Genomic DNA, 25,282 nt, shown 5'->3' with positions numbered 1-25,282 from the left:
ATGCGGCCCCCGCGACCGGTGGTCGGTTCCGACCCGGGGGCGGGTGAATGCGCTCTCAGGTCGGCTCCAGCACGGAGGAAGGCGGGACCGTCGTCTCCGTGGACGGGGGCTCGGAGGGGGACGCCAGACCCTAGGCGGACGGAGTGACGGACCCCGACGGGGAACCGGAAGGGGAACCGGACGTGGACGCCGACGACGACTGCGGCGCGGACGACGACTCGGACTGCGGCGCGGACTGCGGCGCGGACGACGACTCGGACTGCGACGTCGACGGGGACTCGGCCGGAGATGTGGCCGGGGACTCCACCGGGGAGGACGAGGTGACCGGCGGGGTCGGATGCGTCGGCGGGGGCGAAGAGGTCGCCGGGGAGGGAGGCGTCGGCGTGACCGGCGGGGTCGGGAACACCGGCGGCGCCACGGGCTTGTCGTGCCTGCCCTGCTGATGGGCTCCCCGGTCACGCTCGTACCACCGCCGGTCGTGGTGGTCGTAGATCACGAACTTCTCGATGACGGTCGGCGACGGTGCGATGACCACCACCTTCGACGGCTGGTACGAGGGCCAGGGCTGCCCGTGCCGCTTCGGTTCGGCCGTCAGCGCCACCGGGGCACCGAGCGGGTTCCCGCAGGCGCACCGCACCCGCGGCACCCCCCGGCCGTCGACGAGCACCGCCGTCCCGGCCTGGAGCACCGCCTGGTACGGGGTGGCCTTGCCGTCGTTGTAGCCGTGGTTGGTGACCCGGGTGTCCACCATGAGCCGTACGGGGGTGAGCGAGCGCAGGTAGCCGGGCACGGCCGCCGACCGTATGCCGAGCGCACCGGCGAAGGCCTCGTTCTTGGCGGGCTCGGCGGACAGCGCCCTGACCTGCTTCTCCACGTCGCAGCTGGCCACGTCCTTGGTACCGCCGTACAGGCCGGGCGCCGAACCGCTGACGCTGCGGGTGGCCGCGGTGGGCGCCGCGCTCTGCGTGGACGACGGCGGGGCCGGCGGCACGGGAGTGGCCTCCTTCGTAGCGGTGGACTCGGTGAACGGGGCCGGGCCGGTGGCCGCGGCGGGCTGGAGGAACACCTCGCCACGGGCGGAGGGGGAACCGCTCGGCCTGGTGAGCACGACGACCAGGGTCACGACGGCGGCCACCGCCACGAGCACGACGGCCAGCCGGGGAACGGACCGCCACCAGGGGCCGCCGGCCCCTGGTGGCCCGGGGGGCGTTGCCCCGGGCGGAGCGGGCGGCGGGGCCGACGGCGGCCCCTGCTGCCCGCCCGAGAGCGGGCCGGACGGCGGACCTGTGGGCCGCTCCGACGAGGACGGCTGAGACGGCGAGGCCGAGGGCGGCGGCTGCGAGGACTGCGTCGGCCGCTGCGGCTCCTGGCCGGAAGGTTGCGTGGTCACGGGCTCTTCTTCCCAGGCGGAGGAGTTCCGGTCCGCTGTGGACGTTCCGCAGCTCTCGTACGGAAATATCCGGATTTCTTGCACTCCTGCGGACCATTGTGTGCGCCGTTCAGATGGTGGCCGCAAGCCGAGCGTGCCTACCGTGGCACCGTGAGCAGTCCGTCGTCACCAAGGTCGACATCCGAGGGCTCCGCGCGGGCATGGCGCGACGCCCTCGTCGCCGTCGTGGCGGGCTTCGTGGCGATGATCGCCGTCTCCGCGGCGGGACTGGCCTGTGCAGGAGCGACGGACCTGCCGGACGGCGCGTTCCCCCGGGTGGTCGCGGCGGTCGTCGTGATGGCGGCCGGCGGTACGGTCGAGGTGACCGGCGGGGCGGGCTTCCTGGCCGAGGCCGACGCGAGCCTGTCCTTCCTCCCGCTCTCGGTCAGCCTCGCCGGCGCGCTCGCGGTCGGCTCCCTCTTCCTGCGCCCCCTGCACAACCGGGCCGTGGCCCGGCCTCGCGAACTGCTGGCCCACGCGGTCCCGTTGGTCGTGCTGTGGCTGCTCGCCCTGACCGGCACGGCGCTCCTCGCCCGGCAGACCTTCGGCATCTCCACCGGCGACTCCCCTCTGGGGGACATCGGCGAACTCCTCGACTCCGCCCCGACGGTCGGCTTCCGGGCCGCGGTCCCGGCGACGCTCCTGTTCGGACTGCTCTGGATACTCGGCCTGCTGCTGATCGCCCTGCTGATCTCGCGTCGCGCACCGCTCCCGACCCAGCTGGTCCGCTTCCACGCAGCGGTGCGGCCCGCCGCCTTCGCCACCGTGGCGCTGCTCCTCGCGTACGTCGTCCTCGGCGTCGGCGTCGGTCTGGTGGTGGCCGCCACGCAGGGCCACGCGTCGCGGACCTTCGCCGTGATCCTGCTCGGCCTGCCGAACCTCGCCTGGCCCGCGCTCACCCTGGGTCTCGGCGGAGCCTGGGAGGGCAAGGTCGAGGGTCCGTTCGGGCTACCGATGCCACGGCTGGTGGACCAGGTACTGCGCGGACCCGACCTGTCCACGGTAGACGTGGCCTCGCTCGCGCAGCGGGACTCCCGGGCCTGGTGGCTGGTGGTCGTGGCCGCCGCGCTGCTGCTCGGCGCGGGCTTCGTGGCAGCCGTACGCTCCCCCGCTCACGTCCGACCCTGGCAGCACGCGCTGCACCTGGGCGTGGCCCTCGCCCTCGCCGCCCTGACGACGTGCCTGCTGGCCGCCCTCCAGGCCCGGTTCGGGCTGTCCCTGCTCGGCATCGGTGACGTCGGCGGGCTGGGCGCCAAGGTGGAGCTCAGCCCCGTGCTGTGGCGCAACGTGGGCCTCGCCCTGCTCTGGGGCGCGCTCGCGGGCTTCCTCGGCGCCCTGCTGGCCCGCCCGATCCACCGCCGCGGTCTCGTCGAGGAGTCGAGGAACAGCCTGCGGTCGTCGACCGGTGACCGGTGACCTCGCCTGACCCCGCCTGACCTGGCCGTGCCCGTACGTAGTGACCTGGCCGTGCCCGTGCGCGGTCCCGCGCTCCCGCGCTCCCGCAGCCGACCGCCCCGACGCACCCGTGGACGTCACCGCCCTCGCGGTCGGAAGACCGGAGCCGCCCAGCGCGGTGGCTCGGGCACGGGCTCCGGGTCGCGGCCCGGGGCCTCCACCGACAGCCTCGTCGGCGGATGCCGCGGGGCGACCTCGCCGGGCACGGGGCCCGCTCGCGCTCCCGCCAGGCGCAGCGCCCTGGTGAACTCCAGGCAGCTGCTCCACCGGTCGTCCGGCGATTTGGCCAACGCCTTCGCCAGCACCTCGTCCACCGCCTCCGGCAGATCGGGCCGCCGCGCGCTCACCGGGGGCGGCGGATCGTACTGGTGGGCCCACAGCAACGCCATGTCGTCGTCCCGCTGGAAGGGCGGGCTCCCGGTCAGCGTCTCGTACACGACGCACCCCAGGCTGTAGACGTCGCAGCGCGCGTCGACCGGCTTCCCGGAGATCTGTTCCGGCGCCACGTAGTCCAGGGTGCCCACGAACTGCCCGACGCTCGTGAACCCGGTCAGCGACAGCGACTTCTTCGTCAGTCCGAAGTCCGTCAGGTACACGTGCTCGGGGTGTTCGCTGTCCGTTCCCGCCGCGACCAGGATGTTGCCCGGCTTCACGTCCCGGTGCACCAGGTCGTGGTCGTGCGCCGCGTCCAAGGCCGAGGCCACCTGGCCCGCGATCCGGGCGGCGGTCTCCACCGGCAGCGGCCCGGTCCGGTCCAGCATCGCGCGCAGGTCCTGCCCGGGTACGTACCGCATCGCGATGTAGAGCAGCCCGTCGGTTTCCCCCGCCTCGAAGACCGGCACGATGTGCGGGTGGTCGATGGCTGCCGCGACCTTCGACTCGTGGGCGAAGCGCTGCCGGAATACGTCGTTGCGGGCCAGTTCCGGCGCGAGCAGCTTCAGTGCGACCCGCCGGTCCAGCTTCAGGTCCCGCGCGAGGTAGACGACCGCCATGCCGCCGCGGCCGATCTCGCTCTCCACCACGTAGCCGGCGATCTGCTTGCCCCGCAGGTCGGACGGCCGCCCGCCCAGGGATTCGGCGGTCATCACCGTCCTCCGCTCTCCGGCGGCGTCACGACCCGCGTCGGTTCGTGCCCGGCTTCCGGGCCGGCCGGTGGGCGCTGCGCCGTGTCCGGCCGTATGTCGGCCCCTTCGGCGTGCCCCGCCTCCGCCACGTGCGACGGTTCCCGCTGCTCCGGGGACGCGTACGGCTCCTGCGCGGCCGGGTCCCCCGGGCTCGCGCCGACGGCGTACGTCATCAGGCGGGTCCCGTCTCCGTACATCCACCGTCCGCTGGACCCTTCGTACAGCCAGACGGACTCTGCGTCGACCACGATCCCGACCCGCAGCCCCCGGGTCGCCCGCCGGAAGGCCTCGGTGTCCCCCCGCCCCGAGGCGAGTTCCTCGGCGGCCCGCCGGTAGCGGTCCAGGGCCTCGGCGCTGCGCACGAGCAGGGGCAGAGGGTCCTCGGTGCGCGTCAGCGGTCGCCCGCCGGTCGGCGGCGGCTGGGGCACGGCGACCAGCAGCCGGCCGTCGACCCAGGCCGACCAGCCGTTGGCGCAGAGGATCTCGCCCCACTCCCCGCGCCGGGACAGCAGTTGCACGGGCAAGAACGGGTCCAGGGACACCGTCTGGCGGGACGTGTCGGGCTCCTCCCAGGCGGGCAGCCCCTCCGGGGGGACCACGTGGGAGGGGTGGAAGTCGACGGGCCCGGGCAAGCTGGTCATCGCGCCTACTTCCGCATGATCGCGGGCTCGTGGCGGCGCAGCAGCCGTACGACCAGCACCCCGAACAGGACGGACAGCGCCACCAGCATCCCGAGGTCCAGCAGCCACACGCCGACGCTGTGTGCGAAGAGCGGGTCGTCGGTGAGCTTCCCGGGCACGATCGCACCCAGGTCGATGGTGGCGGCCATGGCGCCGAGTGCCCAACGGGAGGGCACCAGCCAGGCCAGCTGCCCGATCACCGGTACGCCGTCCAGCTGCAACAGGGCACCGCAGAAGACGACCTGGACGATGGCGAGGAGGACCAGCAGGGGCATGGTGACCTCCTCCTTCCTGACCAGGGCGGACACCAGCAGGCCGAGCATCATCGCGGTGAAGGACAACAGGGCCACCGCGATGGTGATTTCGACGAGTGGGGGCAGCAGGACCCCCTTCCCGTCCGGTGCGTTGAGGTCCACACCGAACAGTCCGACGAGCGTCAGCACCACACCCTGGGCGACGGTGATGGCGCCGAGCACCATCACCTTGGACATCAGGTAGGCGGATCTGGACAGTCCGACGGCCCGCTCCCGCTGGTAGATGACGCGCTCCTTGACCAGCTCGCGCACGGCGTTGGCGGCGCCGGTCAGCACGCCGCCGACGCACAGGATGAGCAGGGCGTTGATCGCGGTCTCCGCGGTGAGGGTGTTGCCGGCCAGCGCCCGGGCCATCGCACCCATGACGAACGGCAGCGCGATCATGATGACGAGGAAGGTGCGGTCCGCGCTGAGTGCGGCGGCGTAGCGGCGCATCAGCGTGGAGAGCTGCGAGCCCCAGCTCTGTGCCTTGGGCGGCGGGGCGACGAAGCCGGTCGGCTCGACGTGGTCCCCGCCGACGCGGGGCTGCCGCGTGGCGTTCCGTACGTACGTGCGGTGCTGCGGGGAACGGCGGTACTCGCCCGCCCAGTCCCGCCCCTGCTGGTTCTCGAAGGCTTCGAAGGCTTCGGGCCACTGGGCGAACCCGAAGAAGTCGAGGGTTTCCTCGGGCGGCCCGAAGTACGCGATCCGGCCGCCCGGGGCGAGGACCAGCAGCCGGTCGCAGACGTCGAGGCTGAGCACGCTGTGGGTGACGACGATGACGGTGCGGCCGTCGTCGGCGAGTCCGCGCAGCATGTGCATCACGGAGCGGTCCATGCCCGGGTCGAGGCCGGAGGTGGGCTCGTCCAGGAAGAGCAGGGAGGGCTTGGTCAGGAGTTCCAGGGCGACGGAGACGCGTTTGCGCTGGCCGCCGGAGAGGCTGTGGATGGGCTGGTCGGCGCGCTGCTGGAGGCCGAGTTCGCCGATCACCTCGTCTACGCGGGCCTGCCGTTCGGCCGGGGCGGTGTCCTGTGGGAAGCGCAGTTCGGCGGCGTAGGTGAGGGCGCGGCGGACGGTGAGCTGCGCGTGCAGGATGTCGTCCTGGGGCACGAGGCCAATGCGGCTACGCAGTTCGGCGTAGTCACGGTAGAGGTCGCGGCCGTCATAGACGACGGTGCCGTGGTCGGCGGGGCGCAGTCCCGTGAGGGCGCCGAGGAGGGTGGACTTGCCGGCTCCGCTGGGGCCGACGACGGCGAGCAGGCATTTGGCGCCCACGGGGAAGGAGACGCGGTCGAGGAGGGTCTTGCGGCCGTGGTCGACGGCGACGGAGAGGTCCTGGACATCGAGGGAGACCTCGCCGGTGTCGACGTACTCCTGAAGCTGGTCGCCGACGAGGCAGAGGGCGGTGTGGCCGATGCCGATGATGTCGCCCTCGGCGACCGGGGCGCGTTCGATGCGGGTGCCGTTGAGGAAGGTGCCGTTGTGGCTGCCGAGGTCGGCGATCTCGTAGCTGCCGTCGGCGAGGGCGTGCAGTTCGGCGTGCCGGCGGGAGACGACGAGGTCGTCGATGACGAGGTCGTTCTCGGGGGCCCGGCCGATGCGGACGGCGGTCCGGGCGGGCAGCGGGCGTACGGTGGTCGGCTGGCGGAAGGTACCGGTCAGGGACGGGTTGGAAACCGATGACGGTCGCGAGCCGACGGGCGTGCCGGTCGGGGCGGGGCCGAGGAGCAGCGCGCGCGGGCCGTCGGAGGCGCTACCGAAGCGCAGTTCGCTGCCGGCGCCGACGCTCCATTCGTGGATGCGGTGGCCGTCGGCCCAGGTGCCGTTGGTGCTGTTCTCGTCCTCCACCGTCCAGTGGTCGCCTTCGGGGCGCAGGATCGCGTGGTGCCAGGAGACGCGGGCGTCGTCGAGGCAGATCTCGCAGAGGGGGTCCCGGCCGACGTGGTACGTCCGGCCCGGGCTGATCGCGGTGGTGCCCGTGTCGGTTTCCAGGACGAGCTCGGGTGCGGTCGGCACACCGGGGCGCTGGGCCATGAGCAGATTTTCCCACGATCCGACCGCGCCAGCATAACCGCAGGTCAGCGACCTCTTATGGGTAATGACAACGGTCCCCGTTGCAGCCTTTGCCCATTGCCTGACGGTGCGCTTCACTTCACGCGTCGGAACCGAACACACGGGGGACGCCATGAGTGGGCACGATCACGCGCACGACGACCGCGGCCTTGCCGCCGGCCACGATCACGGAGGCCACGGCGGGCACAGTCACGGCGTCTCCGCCGATGCCGACCGGCGCTGGCTGGCCATCGCCCTCGGCCTGATCGGCGCGTTCATGGCGGTCGAGGTGGCCATCGGCGTCGTGGCCCATTCGCTGGCGCTGATCTCCGACGCCGCCCACATGCTCACCGACGCCGTCTCGATCGTCCTCGCCCTGATCGCGATGCGGCTCGCGGCCCGCCCGGCGCGCGGCGGATTCACATACGGCCTCAAGCGCGCGGAGATACTCTCCGCCCAGGCCAACGGCCTCACCCTGCTCCTGCTCGCGCTCTGGCTGGCGTACGAGGCGGTCCGGCGGCTGGTCGACCCGCCGCCGGTGGCGGGCGGGCTGGTCCTCGCGACGGCGCTCGCGGGCATCGTCGTCAACATCGCCGCCGCCTGGTGCATCTCGAAGGCGAACCGCTCCTCGCTCGCCGTCGAGGGCGCCTACCAGCACATCCTGAACGACCTGTTCGCCTTCATCGGCACCGCCGCGGCCGGCCTGATCGTACTCACCACGGGGTTCGTCCAGGCCGACGCGATCGCCACGCTCGTGGTCGTGGTGCTGATGGTCAAGGCTGGCTACGGGCTGGTCCGCGAGTCCGGCCGGATCTTCCTGGAGGCCGCCCCGGCCCATCTGGACCCGGACGAGGTCGGTGACCGGCTCGCCGGACACCCGCCCGTCACCGAGGTCCACGACCTGCACATCTGGACCATCACCTCCGGGCAGGCGGCGCTGTCGGCGCACGTCCTGGTCGAGCCGGCGGGCGACTGCCACGCCGTACGTCGCGACCTGGAGCGGCTGCTGGACAAGGAGTACGGGATCACGCACACCACCCTCCAGGTGGACCATGCACAGGAGGCCCTGCTCACGGTCGGCCGCCCGGGCGAGGACCCGGCCGATCCGCACTGCGCGGACGCGCACGGGCCGGTGCACCGGCAGGGCCCGCACGACCACTGACCGCCGGCAGCGGACGGCCGACCACCGGCCGCTGACCGCGGATCGCGGCGCTGGCACGCGCGCTCGCGGGGCATACATGGACGCATGACGCAGAAGCGCAGCGCCGGACTCTTCCTGTTCCGCACGGCCCCCGGACCGACCGCCCCTACAGACCGCGACGTCGAGGTGCTGCTCGGCCACATGGGCGGCCCGTTCTGGGAGCACAAGGACGAGGGGGGCTGGGCCATCCCCAAGGGCGAGTACGAAGCGGACGAAGCCCCGCTCGACGCGGCCCGCCGCGAGTTCACCGAGGAGATCGGCCTGCCGCCGCCGGACGGCCCGTACCTGCCGTTGGGCGAGCTGCGGATTCCCGGCGGCAAGCTGGTCACGATCTGGGCCGTGCGGGCGGACCTCGATCCGACGCTGATGGCGCCCGGGACGTTCACGATGGAGTGGCCCCCGGGATCGGGTCGGACGGAGGAGTTCCCCGAACTGGACCGGGTGGCCTGGTTCGCTCCCTCCGTGGCCAGAAAGAAGCTGATTCTCTCTCAGATTCCTTTCCTGGAGAGGCTGTTGGGGCTACTGGAGGGTTGACTCGACCTTGACTTGCCAACAAACCCCAGCTGCATGGACATTGCACATATGACGAGCGTCGTGCTGGTGGGAACCTTGGACACCAAGGGTGTCGAGTACGGCTGGCTGCGCGAGGGGTTGCTGCGCACCGGCGTCGAAGTGATCATGGTCGACGCGGGGATCATGGGCGAACCCCGGGTGCCCGCCGATGTGCCGCGCGAGGAGGTGGCCCGGGCAGCGGGAACGGAACTGTCACACCTGCGCGCGGACGCCGACCGGGGCGCGGCCGTGACCACGATGGCCGAAGGCGCGGAGGCGACGCTGTTGCGCCTGCACGCCGAGGGCCGGCTCCACGCGGTGCTCGCCATCGGCGGCAGCGGCGGCACCTCCATCGCCACCCGAGCGATGCGCGCACTGCCGCTGGGCGTGCCGAAGCTTATGGTCTCGTCCATGGCGTCCGGGGACGTGGCCCCGTACGTCGGATCCTCGGACATCACGATGATGTACAGCGTGGTGGACATCGCGGGGATCAACAGCATCTCGGCGCCGGTCCTGGCGAACGCGGTGGAGGCGGCTGCCGGGATGGCCAAGGCCTTCGAACGGGCCTCCCTGGAGCTGCGCCGCCCGGCCCGGCTGGGAGCCGGCTCGCGTCCACTCATCGCGGCGAGCATGGCGGGCGTCACCACGACCGGCGTGGACGCCGCCCGCGAGCGGATGACCGAACTCGGCTACGAGGTGCTGGTCTTCCACGTCAGCGGCACCGGCGGACGCACCCTGGAGACCCTGGCCGGCCAGGGCATCTTCGCGGGCGTGCTCGACCTCACGCTCAGCGAGCTCGCCGACGACCTGTGCGGCGGCATCCTGACGGCCGGCCCCGACCGGCTGAGCGCGGCCGGGCGGGCCGGGATCCCGCAGGTGGTGAGCCTGGGAGCGCTGGACATGGTGAAGTTCGGGCCGCCCGGTTCGCTGCCCGAACGGGTCCGCTACCGGCGGGTCCGCGTACACAACCCGTCCATCACGGTGATCCGTACGACCGAGGCCGAGTGCACGGAACTCGGCCGCCGCATCGCCGCGAAACTCCGCCCGGCGACCGGGCCCACCGCGGTCTGCCTCCCGCTGCGCGGCCTGTCCACGCTCGGTGCGCCGGGCGGCCCGTACTACGACCCCACCGCGGACCGGGCCCTGTTCACGGCGCTGCGCGAGGGGCTGCGGGGCAGCACCGCCCGCCTCTACGACTACGACACCCACATCAACGACCCGGCCTTCGGGCGGGCGGCGGCCGACCGGCTGCACGCCATGATCGGCGCGGCGCGGGCCGCGGCGTAACCGCCCTGTGAAATACCCCGCAGGGTTGGGAACCAGCCGTGGCGGAAACGTGTCCCTGGGTGTGGCCGGTCGGAGCGTGACCGCGCTCGAAACTCGGTGACGCCACGGACGGGGGCAGACGATGAAGAACGTGTGGACGGTGCCCGGCTATGCGCAGGTCCGGGAGCTCGGCTCGGGCGCCAGTGGCCGGGTGGTCCTCGCCGTCCACGAGGCCACGGGCACACCGGTCGCGGTGAAGTACCTCAGCGACCGGCTGCGCGAGGACCCGGCGTTCGTCGGGGAGTTCCGGGCCGAGGCCCGACTGCTCGGCGGACTGGACACGCCGTACGTGGTTCGGATGTACGAATACGTCGAGCACACGGACTCGCCCGGCGGCGCCGCCATCGTGATGGAGCTGGTGGACGGGATCTCCCTGCGCGCCCTGCTGAAGCAGGCCGGGCAAGCCGACCCCGAGGCCGCACTGGTGGTGCTCAAGGGCTCGCTGCTGGGCCTGGCCGCGGCGCACCGGGCCGGCGTCGTCCACCGTGACTACAAACCCGAGAACGTCCTGGTGGCGGCGGACGGCTCCTCGAAGCTGGTCGACTTCGGGATCGCGGCCCGGCGCGGCACCACGCCGGGGGTGGCGGGCACGCCCGCCTACATGGCCCCCGAACAGTGGCAAGGCCGGCCGGCCTCGCCCGCGGCCGACGTGTACGCGGCGACGGCAACCTTCTTCGAGTGCCTGACCGGGCGCAAGCCCTTCGCCGGGGAGAACTTCGCGGAGCTCGCCGTCCAGCACATAGAGGCGCCGGTACCGGAGACCGAGGCGCCCGAGCCGGTGCGCCCGCTGATCCGTCGGGGTCTGGCCAAGGTCCCCGAGCAGCGGCCGGAGAACGCCGAGGCGTTCGTGACGGAGCTGGAGGGCGTGGCGCTGGCCGCCTACGGGCCGGACTGGGAGGAGCGCGGGCAGCGCAAGCTCGCGGCACTGGCCGCGCTGCTGCCATTGCTGTTCCCCTCCGCCGGCGCCCCGGCCTCCGGGACCACGGCGGTGGCGACGACCTCCCTCGGCAACGGCTCCGGCTGGGCCCCCGGCAAGCGCGGCCTGATCGCGGCCGGCGCGGCGCTGGTCCTGGGAGCGGTGGCCGCGCTCACCTACAGTGCGGCCGGCGCGGAGCCCGGCGGGGCCTCGGCGCTGAACGCGTTCGCGACGTCCAGCGCCAGCCCCTCCGGTACGGGCCCGACGCCGGCTCAGGGGCCGAGCGCTTCGACCACGCCGTCCCCGTCAGCTTCCCCGTCCCCCTCCCCCTCCCCCTCCCCGTCGGTTTCGCCCTCGCTCACCCCGAGCCCGAGCTACTCGCCGTCGGCGCCGCCCACGACCACCCCGCCCACGACGAAGCCGCCGACCACCCCGCCGCCCTCGCCGAAGCCGACGGTGGTCGTCGGGGCGGTGTCCGTCACGATCCGCCAGACGGGGTCGTGGGTCGGCCAGGCGACCGTCACCGTCGAGGCGAAGGGCACGGGCCCGGTGACGGTGGTGCTGGAGTGGTTCACCGGTGACGCGGCGGGCAAACTCGGCACGCCCGACGGCTCACCGGACACCCTCATCTACCAGCCGGGCGCCGCGGTGTCGCTCGGCCAGGCGCACACCTTCTCCGGCCGGGGCTGTTACTGGGGCGTGCGGGCCACCACCAAGCCCGCCGCCGGTAACGGTTCCTCGACGGCCCAGGTCTTCATCAGGCGGTGCACGATCTCATGAGCGACGACGACTACAGCGCCACCGTCCTGGGCAGCCACTGGTTCAGCGGTCCGCCGCAGCCGCAGGAGGCCGTGCCCGACCGGGTCGAGGGGTCGGTCATGCGGTTCGGGCCCGGGGTGACCGCGGCCATGCCCGCTCCGTTCCCGGTGGTCGCCACACCGGTACGGCGCCGGCGGCTGGGCGAATGGCGCCGGTACACCCTGGCCGCCGTCGTGCTGCTCGCGGTGCTCGCCTACCTGGCCTGGCAGCGGTACGGCCCGGCCCTCGAGGTGCGGGACGTGAGCGTGGCGATCGCCGATCCACAGGGTCCCGGCTGCGACGCGACGGCCGACGTGGTGGCCGTCGTACGGACCAACGGGCGTCCGGGGACCCTCACGTACCGGTGGGTGCGCAGCGACGGCACACGGTCGGAGCAGTTGACCGAGCGGGTGCCGCGCGGGCACGAAGAGGCCCGGCTGCACCTGCTGTGGACCTTCCAGGGCCGCGGCACCTACGCGGCAGAGGCCAGGGTCGAGCTGCTGTCGCCCGGGCAGCGCACCGCCGCGGCGCAGTTCACGTACCGCTGCGCCCGCCAGCCGTAGGAACCCGTACGGGTGCCCCGTCCGCGGGGGTGGCCCGCAGCCGCTCGGGGGAGCAGCTGCGGGCCACCGCGCGACCTGTCCGTGGCAGGCCGGTCAGAAGCGGGCGTGGGCGGTGATGTCCGCCTCGAACTCGCCCGTCATCGCAGGGGTCACCGTCGGCCTGCACTGCGCGACCGCCGCCAGGTAGTCCCCCGTGGACGCGCCGGGTTGGGTCGCCGCCGTGCCCCGTGCGCCCACCGCCTCCAGGTCCCGTTCGAAGGACACCTGAGCCGCGATCCGTGCCGCGTGCTCGATGTCGGCCGGGGTGAACAACGCGCTCGCCGCCACCAGCGCGGCCACGTCAACGTCGGCCCGACCCGCCGTGTGGCGGGACCAGATCGCGGCGCGCGCCCCGGCGTCCGGGGTGCCGATCGGGATCAGGTAGTCGAAGCGTCCGGGCCGCAGGAAGGCCGGGTCCAGGGAGCGGACGGAGTTGGTGGCGCACACGAGCAGTCGCTCGTCGCCCTCCCGGAATCCGGGGATCAGCTTGAGCAGTTCGTTGGTCACCCCGTGGATCCCGCCGGGCTGCGCGGGCTCCGTGCGCACGGGCGCTATCTCCTCCACCTCGTCGATGAAGACGAGCACCCGTTCCAGCTCGGCGATCCGGGCGAAGGCGTCGCGCAGCGCGGCCGCCAGGTTGCCCTCGTCGGCGAGGCGGGAGGGCAGGAGTTCCACGAACGGCCAGCCGAGTCGGGAGGCGATGGCGCGGGCGAAGGTGGTCTTGCCGGTTCCGGGCGGGCCGAAGAGGGTGATGGCGCGCGGCGGCTGCACGCCGTGCGCGGCGGCCCGCTCGGGCTCGGCGAGCGGCAGCACCACGCGCCGCTCGATGAGGTCCTTCTCCGTCTCCATGCCGGCGACCTTGGACCACAGGTCGTTGGGGAGGAATCGGCCGCCGAGGTCGTCGAGGAGGCCGGCCGCCGGTCCGTGCAGCGGCTCGGTCTTCTCGAAGTAGGCGACGGCGGGCTGGCGCGTGTAGCCGGCGTTGAGCAGGCCCTCCCCCAACAGGTCCTCCTCGGGCAGGACGTACGCGATCCTGCCGACGCGGGCGGCGATGAGCCGCCGCTCCAGCTCCACGAGCAGCGCACTGGCCAGGCCCCGGCCGCGCCAGCCGGCGGCGATCGCGATGCGCATCACCCAGGCCCGCTCGCCGGTGACGCAGGCGAGGGCCGCGCCGATCGGGACTCCCTGGTGGACTGCGACCACGCAGGGCTGCCGGTCGGTGAGGGCGCTGATGCACTCGGCGAGCGAGAAGACGGACTCCTGGCCGAGTTCGGCCGTGGTGTCGATCAGGTGGACGACAGCGGCGAGATCGCTCTCGCGGTAGTCGTGGATCAGCCAGTTCACCGGGTACCGCCCCTCGTTCGTGCTCCTGCGGCGAGGCTAGGGGCGGTGGGGTCCGGCGATCACGCTCCGCGGTGCACAACAGCCGGTCCGGAAACCGTCCGTGTCGTCCATAGACCGGCCGGTCGTTTCGCCGCGGGTGTGCGCGTACGAACGCCGAAGGCGGGTGCTCAGGCCGCCCGGGGGTGGGCCGCCTGAGTGTGCGATCCCAGCCACGACAGCGAGGCACGGGCCAGGTCCGGCCAGCCGTGGTCGATGATCAGGGAGTGGCCGCGGTCCTCGAAGCACTGGAACTCGGTGGTCGCTCGCGAGTGCCGGTACTGCTTGTAGGTGGAGCGGATCAGCAGGTCCGGGACGGTGTGGTCGAGCTTGCCGGAGAGCAGGAGCAGCGGGCCGCGGGTCTCGTTCCGGGTGTCCACCCGGGCCGGGGAGTGCGGGGTGAAATTGCCGAGGGCGAGTTGGAAGAGGGGGCGGGCGGGACTCGGGACGGTCCACTCCTCGAAGAGCTCGTCGGACTCCTGCTCCGTGACGGCGTTGGCGAAGCCGTAGCGGAACTGCTCCCGGTTCAGGGAGATGGCCCGTCGGGTGTTGCCGGGGTCGCGCAGGACGGCGAAGGTGGACCTGGCCTGGGCCGGGGCAATGGCCATGACGCCCTTGATCTGCCCGGGGCAGATGGCCACGGCAGCCGCGGCGAGGCCCTCGCCGAGCAGGTGCTGGGCGATGAAGCCGCCCACCGAGTGCCCCACGAGGACCGGCGGGGCGGGCAGGGCCCGGATCATCCTGGCATGTGCGTCGGAGATCTCGACCAGGCCGACCCCGGCCTGGTCGTCGGGCCTGCGGCGGGCCTCGGCGACGGTGTCGGGCTCGCCGGGCCACTCCGGCAGCAGGGGCTCGTACCCTGCGTCGCTGAAGGTGTCGGCCCAGCCCTGCCAGCTCGTGGAATGCAGCCAGAGCCCATGGATGAACATCACCGGCGTGCGGTGCCGTGCGGTCATGACGGGACACCTCCTGACCCTTCGGCAGCCCCTGTCAGTCTCGCGCGCGGGGAGCCCCGTCGCCTGCGGAGCCCCGTCGCCCGCGGCGCGCGGGTCCGCATTCCGTACGCGATTCACAGCGCATTCATATGGAACTCCGAGCTCCGGACATAGTTTCGGTGGGCAGGCTCGGTGCATGATCGCGCTCATGCCCTCCCGACCGGCCCACCGCGCCGCGCACAGCCGGCGGGCCTACCGGATCCTGCCGACGCTGGCCGCGATGGCCGCCCTACTGAGCGTGGACCTGCCCGACGCGGCGGCGGTGCCGCCGCTCGGGGTCACCGCCGAGGCCGGGTCCGACGCAGCGGCGAACCGGGTGGGAGCCCTGTTCGCCGGCGGCCTGGACGGCGGGCACTTCTGCACCGCGGCCGTGGTGCGCAGTGCGGACCGCAATGTGATCGCCACCGCCGCGCACTGCCTGGACCACCCGGACACCACCGTGTTCGCACCCGGCTACCGGGACGGCACTGCCCCGTACGGGCTGTGGAAGCTGACCGGCACGTACGTCGCCCCGAGCTGGACGGACGGGCAGGACCCGGACGATGACGTCGCCTTCGCCACGGTCGCCCCGGCCGACGGCGGCGCCCGGCGGATCGAGGACGCGGTGGGCGGCTTCCCGGTGGTCACCGAGCAGCCGGCCGATGTGACGGTGGCGATCATCGGATACCCCAGCACCGACGAGACTCCGCTGCGCTGCGCCAACACCACCAGCCTGTTCTCCGACACCCAGCGCCGCATCGACTGCCCCGACCTGAGTGGCGGTACCAGCGGCAGCCCCTGGCTCGCGGACGGTGCCCTGGCCGGGGTCCTCGGCGGCTACGAGGCCGGCGGCACCGTCCCGGAGGTCTCGTACAGCGCGGTGATGGGCGACCAGGCGCTGGAGCTCTACCGCGAGGCGGCCGTCTCGGCGGGCTGATCCTCCGACCGGCCCCGCTCTGGTCCACCCCTCGGGCCGGGGCCTCCGACCGGCCCGCTCCGGGCTCGCTGTCAGCCCCCGGACGGGGACTCGAACCAGGTCGGCCCGTCCTGGAGGGCACGGTGGATGCGGTCCACCGCGAACGGCTCCAGCGTCGGCAGGGCGTCCACCTCGAACCAGGCCACCTCCAACGACTCGCTGTCGTTGACCCGGGCCTCTCCGCCGGTCGCCCGGCAGCGGAAGGTGATGTCCTGGAACTGGCAGACGTCGCCGTTCGGGTACGTGATCGGCTGCAACATCTGGACCAGGACCACCCGCTCGGGGACGCAGCGCACCGCCGTCTCCTCGTACACCTCGCGCACCGCGGTCTCGGCGGGCTGCTCCCCCGGCTCCGCGATCCCGCCGACCACGGACCACCGCCCGGTGTCGGAACGCCTGCCGAGCAGCACCCGCCCCCGGTCGTCGAAGACGATGGCCGTGACGCCGGGCAGCAGGAGCAGCTGGTTCCCGGCGGAGGCGCGGATCGCGCGGATGAAGTCAGGTGTGGTCATCCCCCGACCCTACGAGGCTGCGCGCGCCGACTCCGCTCAGGACATCCGGCGGGCCCGGACCCGGCGCAGGAGGGTCCAGCCGAGGCCGCCGGCGGCGAGCACGAGCAGCACGTACTCGGTTAGCGGGCCGACGCGGGTGGCCGGGGTCTGCGTGGAACGCAACGGGATCTCGGCGACCAGCGCGTCCGCCGTGAACATCTCCGTCTGCTGGACGATCTTCCCGTCGGGGCGGATGACGGCGCTCACCCCGCTCGTGACGGGGACGAGCACGGTCCGGCTGTGCTCGACCGCACGGACCCGGTCCATGGCGAGCTGCTGGTACGTCATCTGGGACCGGCCGAAGGTGGCGTTGTTGCTCGGTACGGCGATCACCTGCGCGCCGGCCCGGACGGTGGAGCGGACGGCGTCGTCGAAGGCGGCCTCGAAGCAGGTGACCATGCCGACCCGGCTGCCGCCCATGGCGAAGACGCCCGGCTCCTTGCCGGGGCCGAAGTCGCGCCGCACCCGGTCCACGTCGGCGCTGAAGAGCCGGACGAAGGAACGCATCGGGATGCGCTCGCCGAAGGGCTGGATCTTGCGCTTGTCGTAGGTGTCCGTGGGGCCCTTGACCGGGTCCCAGAGGATCATGGTGTTGCGCAGCGGGCCGGTCTCCGGGGCCAGGACGGAGCCGATCGCGACCGGCACCCCGATGGTCTTGACCGCGCGGTCGATGACGCCGTACGCATCGGGCTCGGTGTACGGGTCGATGTCGGAGGAGTTCTCCGGCCAGACCACGAAGTCGGGCTTGCGGACCCGGCCGGCCACGACGTCCTCGGCGAGCTCCAGGGTGCGGTTGGCGTGGTTGTCGAGGACCCTGCGGCGCTGGGCGTTGAAGTCGAACCCGGCGCGCGGGACGTTGCCCTGCACGACGGCGGCCACGGCCGTGCCGTCCTCGGCGGCGTCGGAGACCAGGGGGCGGGCCGCGAACGCCGCGCCGATCGGGGCTGCGACGGTGAGCGCCGCGAGGGCCGCGGTGGCCCGGCGCGGGTGGTTGCGGGCGGTGCGCAGGGCCCCGTACAGCCCGAACCCGCACAGTACGACGGCGAAGGAGAGCAGTGGGGTGCCGCCGAGGGCGGCGAGCGGCAGGAAGAAGCCGTCGGCCTGGCCGTACGCCAGCTTCCCCCACGGGAAGCCGCCGAAGGGGGCCCGGGCGCGCAGCGCCTCGCCCGCGATCCACACGCCGGCGCCCCACAGCGGCCAGGCGGGGAGGCGACTGACGAGGGCGATCCCGAGGCAGGTGAGGCCGACCAGGAGGGCTTCGAGGGTGACGAGGGCGATCCACGGGACCGGGCCGACGCCCTCGCTGGTCCAGACGAGCAGCGGCAGCAGGAAGCCGAGGCCGTGCAGGAAGCCGAGGCCGAAGCCGGCGCGTGCTGGGCGGCCGTGGAGGCAGCCGCCGAGCACGGCGAGGGCGAAGGGGGCGAGCCACCACAGCGGGCGGGGCGGAAAGCTCAGGTAGAGCAGTGCTCCGGAGCCGGCGGCGAGGAGGGCCCGCACCGACCAGGAAGCCGCCCGCCCCCTCTTCGGGGATGCGACGGCTTCGGTTCCGGCGTCCGGTTCGGCTGCGCGGCCGGGCTCTCGGGTGACACTGCTGCTCATTTGGCGGAGTGTACGTCCCCACCCGTATCGGGCGGGAGCGGACCTTCACTGGGTGAGGGCACGCAGGTGGGTGCGGATGACGCGGACCGCGTGCTCGGCGTCGTCGACGGTGACGGTGAACAGCTTGCCGTCGACGAGCCTGAGTTCCAGGCCCTCACCACGCCGGACGATGACCGCGGTGCCCTTGTCGGGGCGCCAGCGGTAGCCCCAGCCGCCCCACTGCTGGGGGGTGATGCGGGGGAGGAACTCGGCGGACGTCACCTCCGCGAGCCGGATCTTCCGGCGCGGCAGCCCGATGTGGCCGCAGCGGACCTCCACGGCCTCGGAGTCGACGGTGACGGCGACGTACACGAAGGCGAGGGTGCCGTAGAGGATCAGCAGCCCGACCGCGACACAGCCGATCACAGCCATCAGCAGCGGGACGATGCCCGCAGTCCAGGTGGAGTCGACGGCGAGCTCGATGCCGAGCGCCAGGCAGGCCGCACCGGCCGCGGCGAGCACCCATTGCGCGCGGTTGGAGGCCCGGCCCGTCCACAGCGGACCCGGGGGGTGAACCGTCATGTGTAGCAGCGTACTCACGTTCCGCATCTGCGCCACTGTCCGTGGCCGCAGTCGCCTCGCTCGCCGCGCTCTCGGTACGTGCCGTGCACGCTCATGCGCGGTCGTGCACGGTCATGCGCGGTCGCGCGGTCGTCGGCGTGACCGTCCGGTGTTGACCTCAAGCAAACTTCAGGTTCTACGGTCGCCGCATGACGACTCACACGGCAGGGCACGCGCCGACGGCGCAGATCATTCCGGAGCGCTACCGCACGGCGGTGGTGCCGCACATCATGGTGGCCGACGCGGCCGCCGCACTGGCCTTCTACGGACGGGCCTTCGGCGCGGTCGAGGACGTCCGGCTCGACCACCCGGGGGGCGGGGTGCTGCACGCGGAAATACGGATCGGTGAGGCAGTGCTGATGCTCGGGGACGCTTCCGAGGGCCCCTTCTCCGCCCCGCCGGCGCTGGGCGGCACCTCCGCCGCCCTGCACGTCTACGTACCGGACGTGGATGCGCTCGTACGGACGGCGACGGCCGAGGGTGCGGAGCTGCTCCAACCCCCGGCCGATCAGTTCCACGGCGACCGGACCGCCATCCTCCGCGACCCGTCCGGGCACCTGTGGGTCTTCCTGACCCACCTGGAGGACGTGTCCGGCGAAGAGCTGGCACGGCGGTTGGCGGGCGCGTAGCACCCGCACAGGCCGAACCTGGGCCGAACCGGGGCGAGTCGGGGTGGGGCCGGGGCGGGCCGGTCGAGCCCGGCCCGGACGATCTGGAAGGCTTCGCACACGGTGTACCGGCCTGCGCGTGCCCCGAACCAGCCCGAGGAGGAACCGTGATCACTCGACTCGACCGCGCCGTGGGCGCCGTACTGGGCTCGGCCGTCGGCGACGCGCTCGGTGCGCCCTACGAGTTCGGCCCCGCCGGGGAGTTGAGCGCACGCGGCGAGGAGATGCGCGGGGGCGGTGGCTGGGATCCGGGCGAGGCGACCGACGACACGCAGATGGCGGTGCTGGTCGGTGAGTCCCTACTGGAGCACGGTGGTCTCGAACTCGCGGACATCTTCGGGCGGTTCCAGCGCTGGGCGGCCGGAGCCCCCAAGGACATCGGGCTCCAGACCGAGGACGTGCTGACCAACGGGGAGGCCTGGGACCTGGCCGCCGCGCTTCACTTCCAGCTCAACGCACGGGCGGCGGGCAACGGTTCCCTCATGCGGGCCTCGACCTCGGCGGTGTACTTCGCCGCAGCCGGGCGGGAGGCGACCATGGACGCCGCCCGGCGGATCGCGGCCCTGACGCACGGCGACGCGGCGGCCTGGGAGGGCACGGCCGTACTGCACGAACTCGTACGGGTGACCCTGGACGGAAGCGATCCGCTGGCCGCCGTCCCCGACGCGCTCGGCGCGGTCCACCCGGACCACCGCGAGCGGTACGCACGCGTGCTCGATCCCGACTGGCATCCGGGATTGGCCACCGAGTTCAACGGGGCCGTGTGGCCGTGCCTGGGCTCCGCGGTGTGGGCGCTGCGCACGACCACCGGGTTCGCCGGGGCCGTACGGGCCGCCGTGGACCTCGGCGGGGACACCGACACCGTGGCGGCGGTCACCGGCACCCTGGCCGGCGCCCGCTACGGCCAGGCGGCGATCCCGCGGCAGTGGACCGGGCCGCTGCACGTGCCGCTGCCCGGGTTCGGGGGCCGGGTGCTGGGCGCGGACGAGTTGTGCGAGTTGGCTCAGGCGCTCGCAGGGCGGACGTAGCCCTCGGGGGGGCAGATCCGCCACGGGCACGGACCGCAGCAGGTCGCCGGACCCGACGATCACCCGCAGCCCGGGGTGGAGGTCGAGGAGCACTTGACGGCAGCAGCCGCACGGCGGGAGCACGCCAAGATCGCCGTCCCCGACGGCGTCGATCGTGGCGAGCGCATCGACGCCCGGGCGACGGCCGCACCGAGGACGACGAGCTCGGCGCAGGGACCGCCGGTGAAGTGGTACCCGTTCACGCCCTGGACGGTCCGGCCGTCCCGGGCACGGGCCACGGACGCCACGGTGTGGTCCTCACCGTGGCAGCGGGTCCGGGCCGGCTCCGTGGCGACCGCGACGAGGGCGAGGCCCTGCGGGGTCATCGCCCGACGACCGCACCTTCCCCCACGAGCAGCCGCCCCTCGGCGTACCCGAGCGCGGCGGCGGGCAGTGCACCCTCCTGTCCGCTGAGCAGGACGGTCAGGGAGCCGGTGCGGGGCAGTCCCGGCTCGGGGAGGGCGCCGAGGCGGCGCAGCGCCTGGACGGCGACGGGTTCGGCGGAGCCGTGGAAGCTGAGCTCCGCGCCACCGGTCCGCTCGGCCAGGGCGGCGCGGATGGTTTCCTCGACGAGCTCGTAGTGGGTGCAGCCGAGAACGACGTCGGTGACGTCGGCCGGGGTCAGCGCGGCGGCTGCGGCGACGGCCGCAGCGACGGCCGCGTCGTCGCCGGTCTCGACGGCGTCGGCGAGTCCCGGGCAGGGCACCTCAGTGACGCGCGCCCCGGCCGCGAAGTCGCGGATCAGCCCGCGCTGGTAGGGGCTGCCGGTGGTGGCGGGGGTGGCCCAGATGGCCATGCGGCCACCCGGCGCGGCGGCGGGCTTGATCGCCGGCACGGTGCCAATGACCGGAATGCCGGGTTCTAGCTCGGCCCGGAGCGCGGGCAGGGCATGCACGGTGGCGGTGTTGCAGGCCACGATCAGCGCGTCCGGACGGTGCCCGGCGGCGGCCCGGGCCACGCCTAGGGCCCGCTCGGTCAGGTCGGCCGGAGTACGCGGCCCCCAGGGCATGCCGGCGGGGTCGGAGGAGAGGACCAGATCCACGTCCGGCCGCAGCCGCCGCATCGCCGCGGCCGCCGCGATGAGGCCGATTCCGGAGTCCATGAGGGCGATCTTCACCTGGTCACCTTAATCGACGCACCGGGCGGAGGAGGCGCGGACGGGGCGGGATGCCCCGGCCCGCGCCTTCGCGGCCCAGCCCACACCTCCCGCGGCCCGGCCCACACCTTCCGGCCCGGACCCCTCCCCGCCGACCCGCCACGTCCGCCCCGCGCCACGCTGCTCCCGCGCCCACCCGAATGCGCGACGCGCCCCGCGGGGTTCGGCACACTGCCGGCATGGGCCTTCTCTGCACCGCCTACGCCTCCCTCGCCGTCTGGATCTGGCTCACGTGCGCCCAGGGCATGTTCTGGCGGACCGATGTCCGGCTCCCTGCCCGCTCCGCCCCCGCCCACTGGCCGTCCGTCGCCGTCGTGGTCCCGGCCCGGGACGAGGCCGAGGTGCTGCCCCGCAGCCTGCCCTCGCTCCTCGCCCAGGACTATCCCGGCGAAGCCGAGGTCATCCTGGTCGACGACGGCAGTACCGACGGGACGGGCACCCTCGCGCTGCGCCTGGCCCGGGAGCACCCCGGGCTGCCCCTCACCGTCGCCTCCCCCGGCGACCCCGCCCCCGGATGGACCGGCAAGCTGTGGGCGCTGCGGCACGGCATCGCGCTCGCCCGGACCGCCCGTGACACCGAGCCCGACTACCTGCTCCTCACCGACGCCGACATCGCGCACGAGCCCGACAGCCTCCGCGAGCTGGTGTCGGCCGCGACCAGCGCCGGCCTCGATCTCGTCTCCCAGATGGCCCGCCTCCGTGCCGTCAGCCCCTGGGAGCGCCTGGTCGTACCGGCCTTCGTGTACTTCTTCGCCCAGCTCTACCCATTCCGCTGGATCAACCGCCCCACCGGCCGGACCGCCGCCGCGGCCGGTGGCTGTGTCCTACTGCGCACCGAGGCGGCCGTACGGGCCGGCGTACCGGACTCGATCCGTCAGGCCGTCATCGACGACGTCTCCCTCGCCCGCGCGGTCCAGCGCTCGGGCGGGCGGATCTGGCTCGGGCTGGCGGAGCGGGTGGACAGCGTGCGCCCGTACCCCGCCCTCGCGGACCTCTGGAAGATGATCGCGCGCAGCGCCTACGCGCAACTGCGCCACCAGCCGCTACTGCTGGCCGGGACGGTGGCCGGGCTCGCGCTCGTGTACCTCGTCCCGCCGGTCGCCCTCTTCGCCGGCCTGGCCACCGGGCGTACCAGTACCGCGTGGGCCGGCGGGGTCGCCTGGCTGCTGATGGCCGGCACGTACCTCCCGATGCTGCGCTACTACCGGCAGCCGGCGGCGCTGGCTCCGCTGCTTCCGCTCACGGCGTTCCTGTACCTGTTGATGACCGTCGACTCGGCCGTCCAGCACTACCGGGGACGCGGGGCGGCTTGGAAGGGGAGGACCTATGCCCGTCCGAGCGACGCGTGAAACGGCTCGTGGCCGCACGAACCGATGTCATCCCAGGTCACCGTGTTGTGACGCTGCGTCAGCAGCAACTCGGTGCAACACCCAACCGGTGAGTACGAGTAGGAACAAGCTGGGGTGGAAGTGGCGAATCGTGCACGTGAACGTGAAGTGAAAGCTGTGGCCCTGACCTGCGAAGATGCAGGTCAGCGCGGTGTTGGTCACACCTCGCTATGGACCCGGTGAAGTCGTGGGCTTAACTTAGGTCCCATGACCTCCCCCCGCTCCACTTATGGCGGCGGTTACTACTCCGCGCCCTCCTTCCCGGACACCCCCATCTACGACTCCCTCGTCGCCGAACGCGGCACTCCGCAGATCGCCCCGATCCGCGTTCCGGCCGCTTACGACTCTCCGAGCGCCGGCTACTCGAGCGGTGGGTACCTCCCGGCCCTCGCCTCATCGCTGCCCGCGCTGCCGCCGGCCATGCCGCAGCAGCAGCAAGCACCGGCGTACGGGTACCCGTACCAGCAGCAGGCGGCGCCCGCACCGATGCCCCTGCAGAACGCGCCCGCTCCGTACATCCCGCAGCAGCAGCCGGTCGCGGCCCGCGCGGGCTACATGCAGCAGGCCCAGCCGCAGCCGCCCCGGCCGATGGCCACGGGCACCGGGTACGAGGCGATGCGGCCGGCCGCCCCGCGCCCGATGCAGGTTCCGGCGCCGGTCCCGGCCGCCTCTTACGAGGACCCGTACGGCCGCCCGTACCAGGGGCGCGCCTACTGACCGGCCCCACGGATACTCGCTGGGGCTGCGGCGGGAGCTCCTGGCAGGATGCTCCCATGTCGAACTTGTGTGTCCAGGAGCTCCACGTACACCCCGTCAAGTCGGTAGCGGGGACTGCTCCCGACGAGGTGGCCGTGGAGCCCTGGGGTCTGTCCGGGGACCGGCGCTGGGCACTGGTCGACACCGAGGGCACGGTCATCACCCAACGCCAGCAGCCACGGCTGGCGTTGGCCGCGGCGCGTCCGCTGGGGGGCGGCGCCGTCGCACTGTCGGCACCGGGCATGGGCGAGCTGGTGGTGGAGGTGCCGCAGCCGGGGCCGCTGGAGGCGGTCGTACTGTTCGGCAAGAAGATCGAGACCGTGGTCGCGGCGGGTACCGCGGCCGACTGGTTCAGCGCCTACCTCGGGCTGCCGGCGCGGCTGGTGTACATGGACGACCCTGCCGTACGACGGCCCGTGGACCCGGACTACGCGCTTCCCGGCGAGACGGTGAGCCTCGCCGACGCCTATCCGGTGCTGCTGACCACCCGCGCATCGTTGGACGCCCTCAACTCGCTGATCGCACAGGGGGACCATCCCGAGGAGGGTCCGCTGCCGATGAACCGTTTCCGCCCCAATGTGGTGGTCGCCGGCGCCGAGGCGTGGGCGGAGGACGGTTGGCGGCGCATCGCGATCGGCGACGCCGTCTTCCGCGGGGCCCGGGAGTGCGGGCGGTGCATCGTCACGACCACCGACCAGGCGACGGCGGAACGGGGCAAGGAGCCGCTCAAGACCCTGGCCCGGCACCGACGGATCGGCAAGTCACTGGCCTTCGGGCGACAGCTGGTCCCGGTGCGGGCGGGCACGGTACGCGTCGGCGACGAGGTCCGTGTCCTGGAATGAGCGGGGCCGCGCGGACGTCCCCTCGGAATGACACCTTCGGGGGGCTCTGGGGGAAGGCAGGAACCAAGTACCGCGACCGGGCCGTTGGATCAATCGACAGGTGTGGCGGGAAGGTGCGGGAGCTCGGCTTCGGTGTCCGGGAGCACCGGACCGGATCGGGTGACAGGCCCTCCGCACGTGCCGGAATGCGGGTGACCGGGGCGTGCGGGAGGCTTGGACCGCAGGCAGACGGAGGCAAGGGGGTGCCGGACCGTGAAAACAGCAACGGGTGTATGGCGTTGGCGGCGCAATCCACTGCGCCGCCCGACCGATCTCTTCGAGGCGTGGGTGGCGTTCGCCGCTCTGGTGTGCGTCCTGCTGGTGGCCCCGGCCGTCGGCACGGTCGCGGGGCTGGAGGTGGACGGCACGCTCCAGCGGGCCGCGCGCGAACAACAGCAGGAGCGGCACCTGGTACCGGCGGTGGTGGTCCGGCCGGCTGCGGAACCACCCGCGGGGGCGGGCCCGGAACCGGCGGCGCAGCATCAGACCCCGCAACGCACGCAGATCGTGGCGTCATGGACGGCGCCCGACGGCAGCAGCCACCAGGGGACGGTGCCGGCAGCCGAGGAACCGCCCCGCGCGGGCGAACGGTTCCGGATATGGACGGATATGCAGGGCCGGCTCGTCGGGCGACCGCTCGACCCGTCCTCCGCCAGTGTCCACGCGGCAGTGGTGGGCCTGGCGGCGGCTCTCGGCGCGGCCGCACTGGTGGAGACGCTCCGGCGACTCGTCGTACGACGGCTCATGTATCGGCGGTACGTTCTACTGGACCGCGCGTGGGCCGCGGCGGGACCGGACTGGGGCCGGGCGGGCGCGGGCAGCTGACCTGGCGGCCCACCGGCGCCGCGCGCGCTACGG

General features: G+C 73.2%; 23 protein-coding genes and 1 pseudogene. 13 read left to right on the top strand and 11 right to left on the bottom strand.

The window, feature by feature from the left end:
* Nucleotides 1–130: 130 nt before the first annotated feature.
* Nucleotides 131–1,390 carry a DUF6777 domain-containing protein gene (locus ABZZ20_RS01340; RefSeq protein WP_356865470.1) on the bottom strand — a complete coding sequence of 420 codons (1,260 nt, stop codon included), beginning with the start codon at nt 1,388–1,390 and terminating at the stop codon, nt 131–133.
* Between the two features lie 150 nt (nt 1,391–1,540).
* On the opposite strand from ABZZ20_RS01340, the gene ABZZ20_RS01335 reads away from it, so the two are divergent.
* The gene (locus ABZZ20_RS01335; RefSeq protein ID WP_356865468.1) at nt 1,541–2,845 is read left to right on the top strand and encodes a streptophobe family protein; all 1,305 of its coding nucleotides are present in this window, start codon (nt 1,541–1,543) and stop codon (nt 2,843–2,845) included.
* 116 nt (nt 2,846–2,961) lie between these two features.
* On the opposite strand, the gene ABZZ20_RS01330 is transcribed toward ABZZ20_RS01335, so the two are convergent.
* From ABZZ20_RS01330 to ABZZ20_RS01320, 3 genes are read right to left on the bottom strand one after another with little or no spacing between them, the layout of a single operon-like run.
* The gene (locus ABZZ20_RS01330; RefSeq protein ID WP_356865466.1) at nt 2,962–3,969 is read right to left on the bottom strand and encodes a serine/threonine-protein kinase; all 1,008 of its coding nucleotides are present in this window, start codon (nt 3,967–3,969) and stop codon (nt 2,962–2,964) included.
* A complete protein-coding gene (locus ABZZ20_RS01325) occupies nt 3,969–4,649 on the bottom strand; it encodes a hypothetical protein (protein WP_356865464.1) in 681 nt (226 codons plus the stop codon). The genes ABZZ20_RS01330 and ABZZ20_RS01325 overlap by 1 nt, the downstream gene beginning before the upstream one ends.
* Before the next feature lie 5 nt (nt 4,650–4,654).
* Entirely contained in the window at nt 4,655–7,015 is a 2,361-nt protein-coding gene (locus ABZZ20_RS01320) for an FHA domain-containing protein (RefSeq protein ID WP_356865462.1), read from the bottom strand.
* 151 nt (nt 7,016–7,166) lie between these two features.
* On the opposite strand from ABZZ20_RS01320, the gene ABZZ20_RS01315 reads away from it, so the two are divergent.
* The 5 genes from ABZZ20_RS01315 to ABZZ20_RS01295 all read left to right on the top strand — a co-directional run bounded on the left by ABZZ20_RS01315 (nt 7,167) and on the right by ABZZ20_RS01295 (nt 12,389).
* On the top strand, nt 7,167–8,195 hold the full coding sequence (locus tag ABZZ20_RS01315) for a cation diffusion facilitator family transporter (RefSeq protein WP_356865460.1): 1,029 nt from the start codon (nt 7,167–7,169) through the stop codon (nt 8,193–8,195).
* Between the two features lie 84 nt (nt 8,196–8,279).
* Nucleotides 8,280–8,768, top strand: coding sequence for an NUDIX domain-containing protein (locus ABZZ20_RS01310; protein ID WP_356865458.1), 489 nt, complete (start codon nt 8,280–8,282; stop codon nt 8,766–8,768).
* Nucleotides 8,769–8,816: 48 nt separating this feature from the next.
* Nucleotides 8,817–10,073, top strand: coding sequence for a Tm-1-like ATP-binding domain-containing protein (locus ABZZ20_RS01305; RefSeq protein ID WP_356866115.1), 1,257 nt, complete (start codon nt 8,817–8,819; stop codon nt 10,071–10,073).
* 121 nt (nt 10,074–10,194) lie between these two features.
* Nucleotides 10,195–11,808, top strand: coding sequence for a serine/threonine-protein kinase (locus tag ABZZ20_RS01300; RefSeq protein WP_356865456.1), 1,614 nt, complete (start codon nt 10,195–10,197; stop codon nt 11,806–11,808).
* Nucleotides 11,805–12,389, top strand: a complete 585-nt coding sequence (locus ABZZ20_RS01295; protein ID WP_356865455.1) for a hypothetical protein — start codon at nt 11,805–11,807, stop codon at nt 12,387–12,389. The genes ABZZ20_RS01300 and ABZZ20_RS01295 overlap by 4 nt, the downstream gene beginning before the upstream one ends.
* 93 nt (nt 12,390–12,482) lie before the next feature.
* Here ABZZ20_RS01295 and ABZZ20_RS01290 read toward each other — a convergent pair whose 3' ends face one another.
* Together ABZZ20_RS01290 and ABZZ20_RS01285 are read right to left on the bottom strand one after the other, a co-directional pair.
* Nucleotides 12,483–13,772: a bifunctional GNAT family N-acetyltransferase/ATP-binding protein gene (locus ABZZ20_RS01290; protein ID WP_356865453.1), complete on the bottom strand. Its 1,290-nt coding sequence runs from the start codon at nt 13,770–13,772 to the stop codon at nt 12,483–12,485.
* A 167-nt stretch (nt 13,773–13,939) separates the two neighbouring features.
* Nucleotides 13,940–14,764 carry an alpha/beta fold hydrolase gene (locus tag ABZZ20_RS01285; protein ID WP_356865451.1) on the bottom strand — a complete coding sequence of 275 codons (825 nt, stop codon included), beginning with the start codon at nt 14,762–14,764 and terminating at the stop codon, nt 13,940–13,942.
* A 175-nt stretch (nt 14,765–14,939) separates the two neighbouring features.
* Here ABZZ20_RS01285 and ABZZ20_RS01280 point away from each other — a divergent pair, with 175 nt between their 5' ends.
* Nucleotides 14,940–15,719, top strand: a complete 780-nt coding sequence (locus ABZZ20_RS01280) for a trypsin-like peptidase domain-containing protein (protein ID WP_356865449.1) — start codon at nt 14,940–14,942, stop codon at nt 15,717–15,719.
* Nucleotides 15,720–15,790: 71 nt separating this feature from the next.
* Here the strand turns inward: ABZZ20_RS01280 and ABZZ20_RS01275 are convergent, their stop codons facing one another.
* From ABZZ20_RS01275 to ABZZ20_RS01265, 3 genes are read right to left on the bottom strand one after another with little or no spacing between them, the layout of a single operon-like run.
* Nucleotides 15,791–16,270, bottom strand: coding sequence for an NUDIX domain-containing protein (locus ABZZ20_RS01275; RefSeq protein ID WP_356865447.1), 480 nt, complete (start codon nt 16,268–16,270; stop codon nt 15,791–15,793).
* A gap of 36 nt (nt 16,271–16,306) precedes the next feature.
* The gene (gene lnt, locus ABZZ20_RS01270) at nt 16,307–17,908 is read right to left on the bottom strand and encodes an apolipoprotein N-acyltransferase (protein ID WP_356865445.1); all 1,602 of its coding nucleotides are present in this window, start codon (nt 17,906–17,908) and stop codon (nt 16,307–16,309) included.
* Between the two features lie 45 nt (nt 17,909–17,953).
* Entirely contained in the window at nt 17,954–18,469 is a 516-nt protein-coding gene (locus tag ABZZ20_RS01265) for a hypothetical protein (RefSeq protein ID WP_356865443.1), read from the bottom strand.
* Between the two features lie 188 nt (nt 18,470–18,657).
* On the opposite strand from ABZZ20_RS01265, the gene ABZZ20_RS01260 reads away from it, so the two are divergent.
* Complete coding sequence (locus ABZZ20_RS01260) at nt 18,658–19,137, top strand: VOC family protein (protein WP_356865441.1); 480 nt, start codon at nt 18,658–18,660, stop codon at nt 19,135–19,137.
* A 149-nt stretch (nt 19,138–19,286) separates the two neighbouring features.
* A complete protein-coding gene (locus ABZZ20_RS01255) occupies nt 19,287–20,204 on the top strand; it encodes an ADP-ribosylglycohydrolase family protein (RefSeq protein ID WP_356866113.1) in 918 nt (305 codons plus the stop codon).
* Nucleotides 20,205–20,210: 6 nt separating this feature from the next.
* Here ABZZ20_RS01255 and ABZZ20_RS01250 read toward each other — a convergent pair.
* Both ABZZ20_RS01250 and ABZZ20_RS01245 read right to left on the bottom strand, forming a co-directional pair.
* Nucleotides 20,211–20,569, bottom strand: a pseudogene (locus tag ABZZ20_RS01250) (cytidine deaminase); the annotation flags it as partial.
* Nucleotides 20,566–21,360, bottom strand: a complete 795-nt coding sequence (locus ABZZ20_RS01245; RefSeq protein WP_356865439.1) for an aspartate/glutamate racemase family protein — start codon at nt 21,358–21,360, stop codon at nt 20,566–20,568. The gene ABZZ20_RS01245 and the pseudogene ABZZ20_RS01250, both read right to left, overlap by 4 nt.
* A 218-nt stretch (nt 21,361–21,578) precedes the next feature.
* Between ABZZ20_RS01245 and ABZZ20_RS01240 the strand changes: the two genes are divergently transcribed.
* The 4 genes from ABZZ20_RS01240 (at nt 21,579) to ABZZ20_RS01225 (ending at nt 25,249) form a co-directional block, all read left to right on the top strand.
* On the top strand, nt 21,579–22,748 hold the full coding sequence (locus ABZZ20_RS01240) for a glycosyltransferase (RefSeq protein WP_356865437.1): 1,170 nt from the start codon (nt 21,579–21,581) through the stop codon (nt 22,746–22,748).
* A 246-nt stretch (nt 22,749–22,994) separates the two neighbouring features.
* Complete coding sequence (locus ABZZ20_RS01235; protein WP_356865435.1) at nt 22,995–23,504, top strand: DUF6643 family protein; 510 nt, start codon at nt 22,995–22,997, stop codon at nt 23,502–23,504.
* Between the two features lie 56 nt (nt 23,505–23,560).
* Nucleotides 23,561–24,385, top strand: a complete 825-nt coding sequence (locus ABZZ20_RS01230; protein WP_356865433.1) for an MOSC N-terminal beta barrel domain-containing protein — start codon at nt 23,561–23,563, stop codon at nt 24,383–24,385.
* A gap of 252 nt (nt 24,386–24,637) precedes the next feature.
* Nucleotides 24,638–25,249, top strand: coding sequence for a hypothetical protein (locus tag ABZZ20_RS01225; RefSeq protein ID WP_356865431.1), 612 nt, complete (start codon nt 24,638–24,640; stop codon nt 25,247–25,249).
* Nucleotides 25,250–25,282: the final 33 nt, after the last annotated feature.

The organism is Streptomyces sp. NPDC006430 (assembly GCF_040612395.1).
In the GTDB taxonomy this organism is placed as follows: domain Bacteria; phylum Actinomycetota; class Actinomycetes; order Streptomycetales; family Streptomycetaceae; genus Streptomyces.
This window is presented reverse-complemented; position numbering and strand designations above follow the sequence as displayed.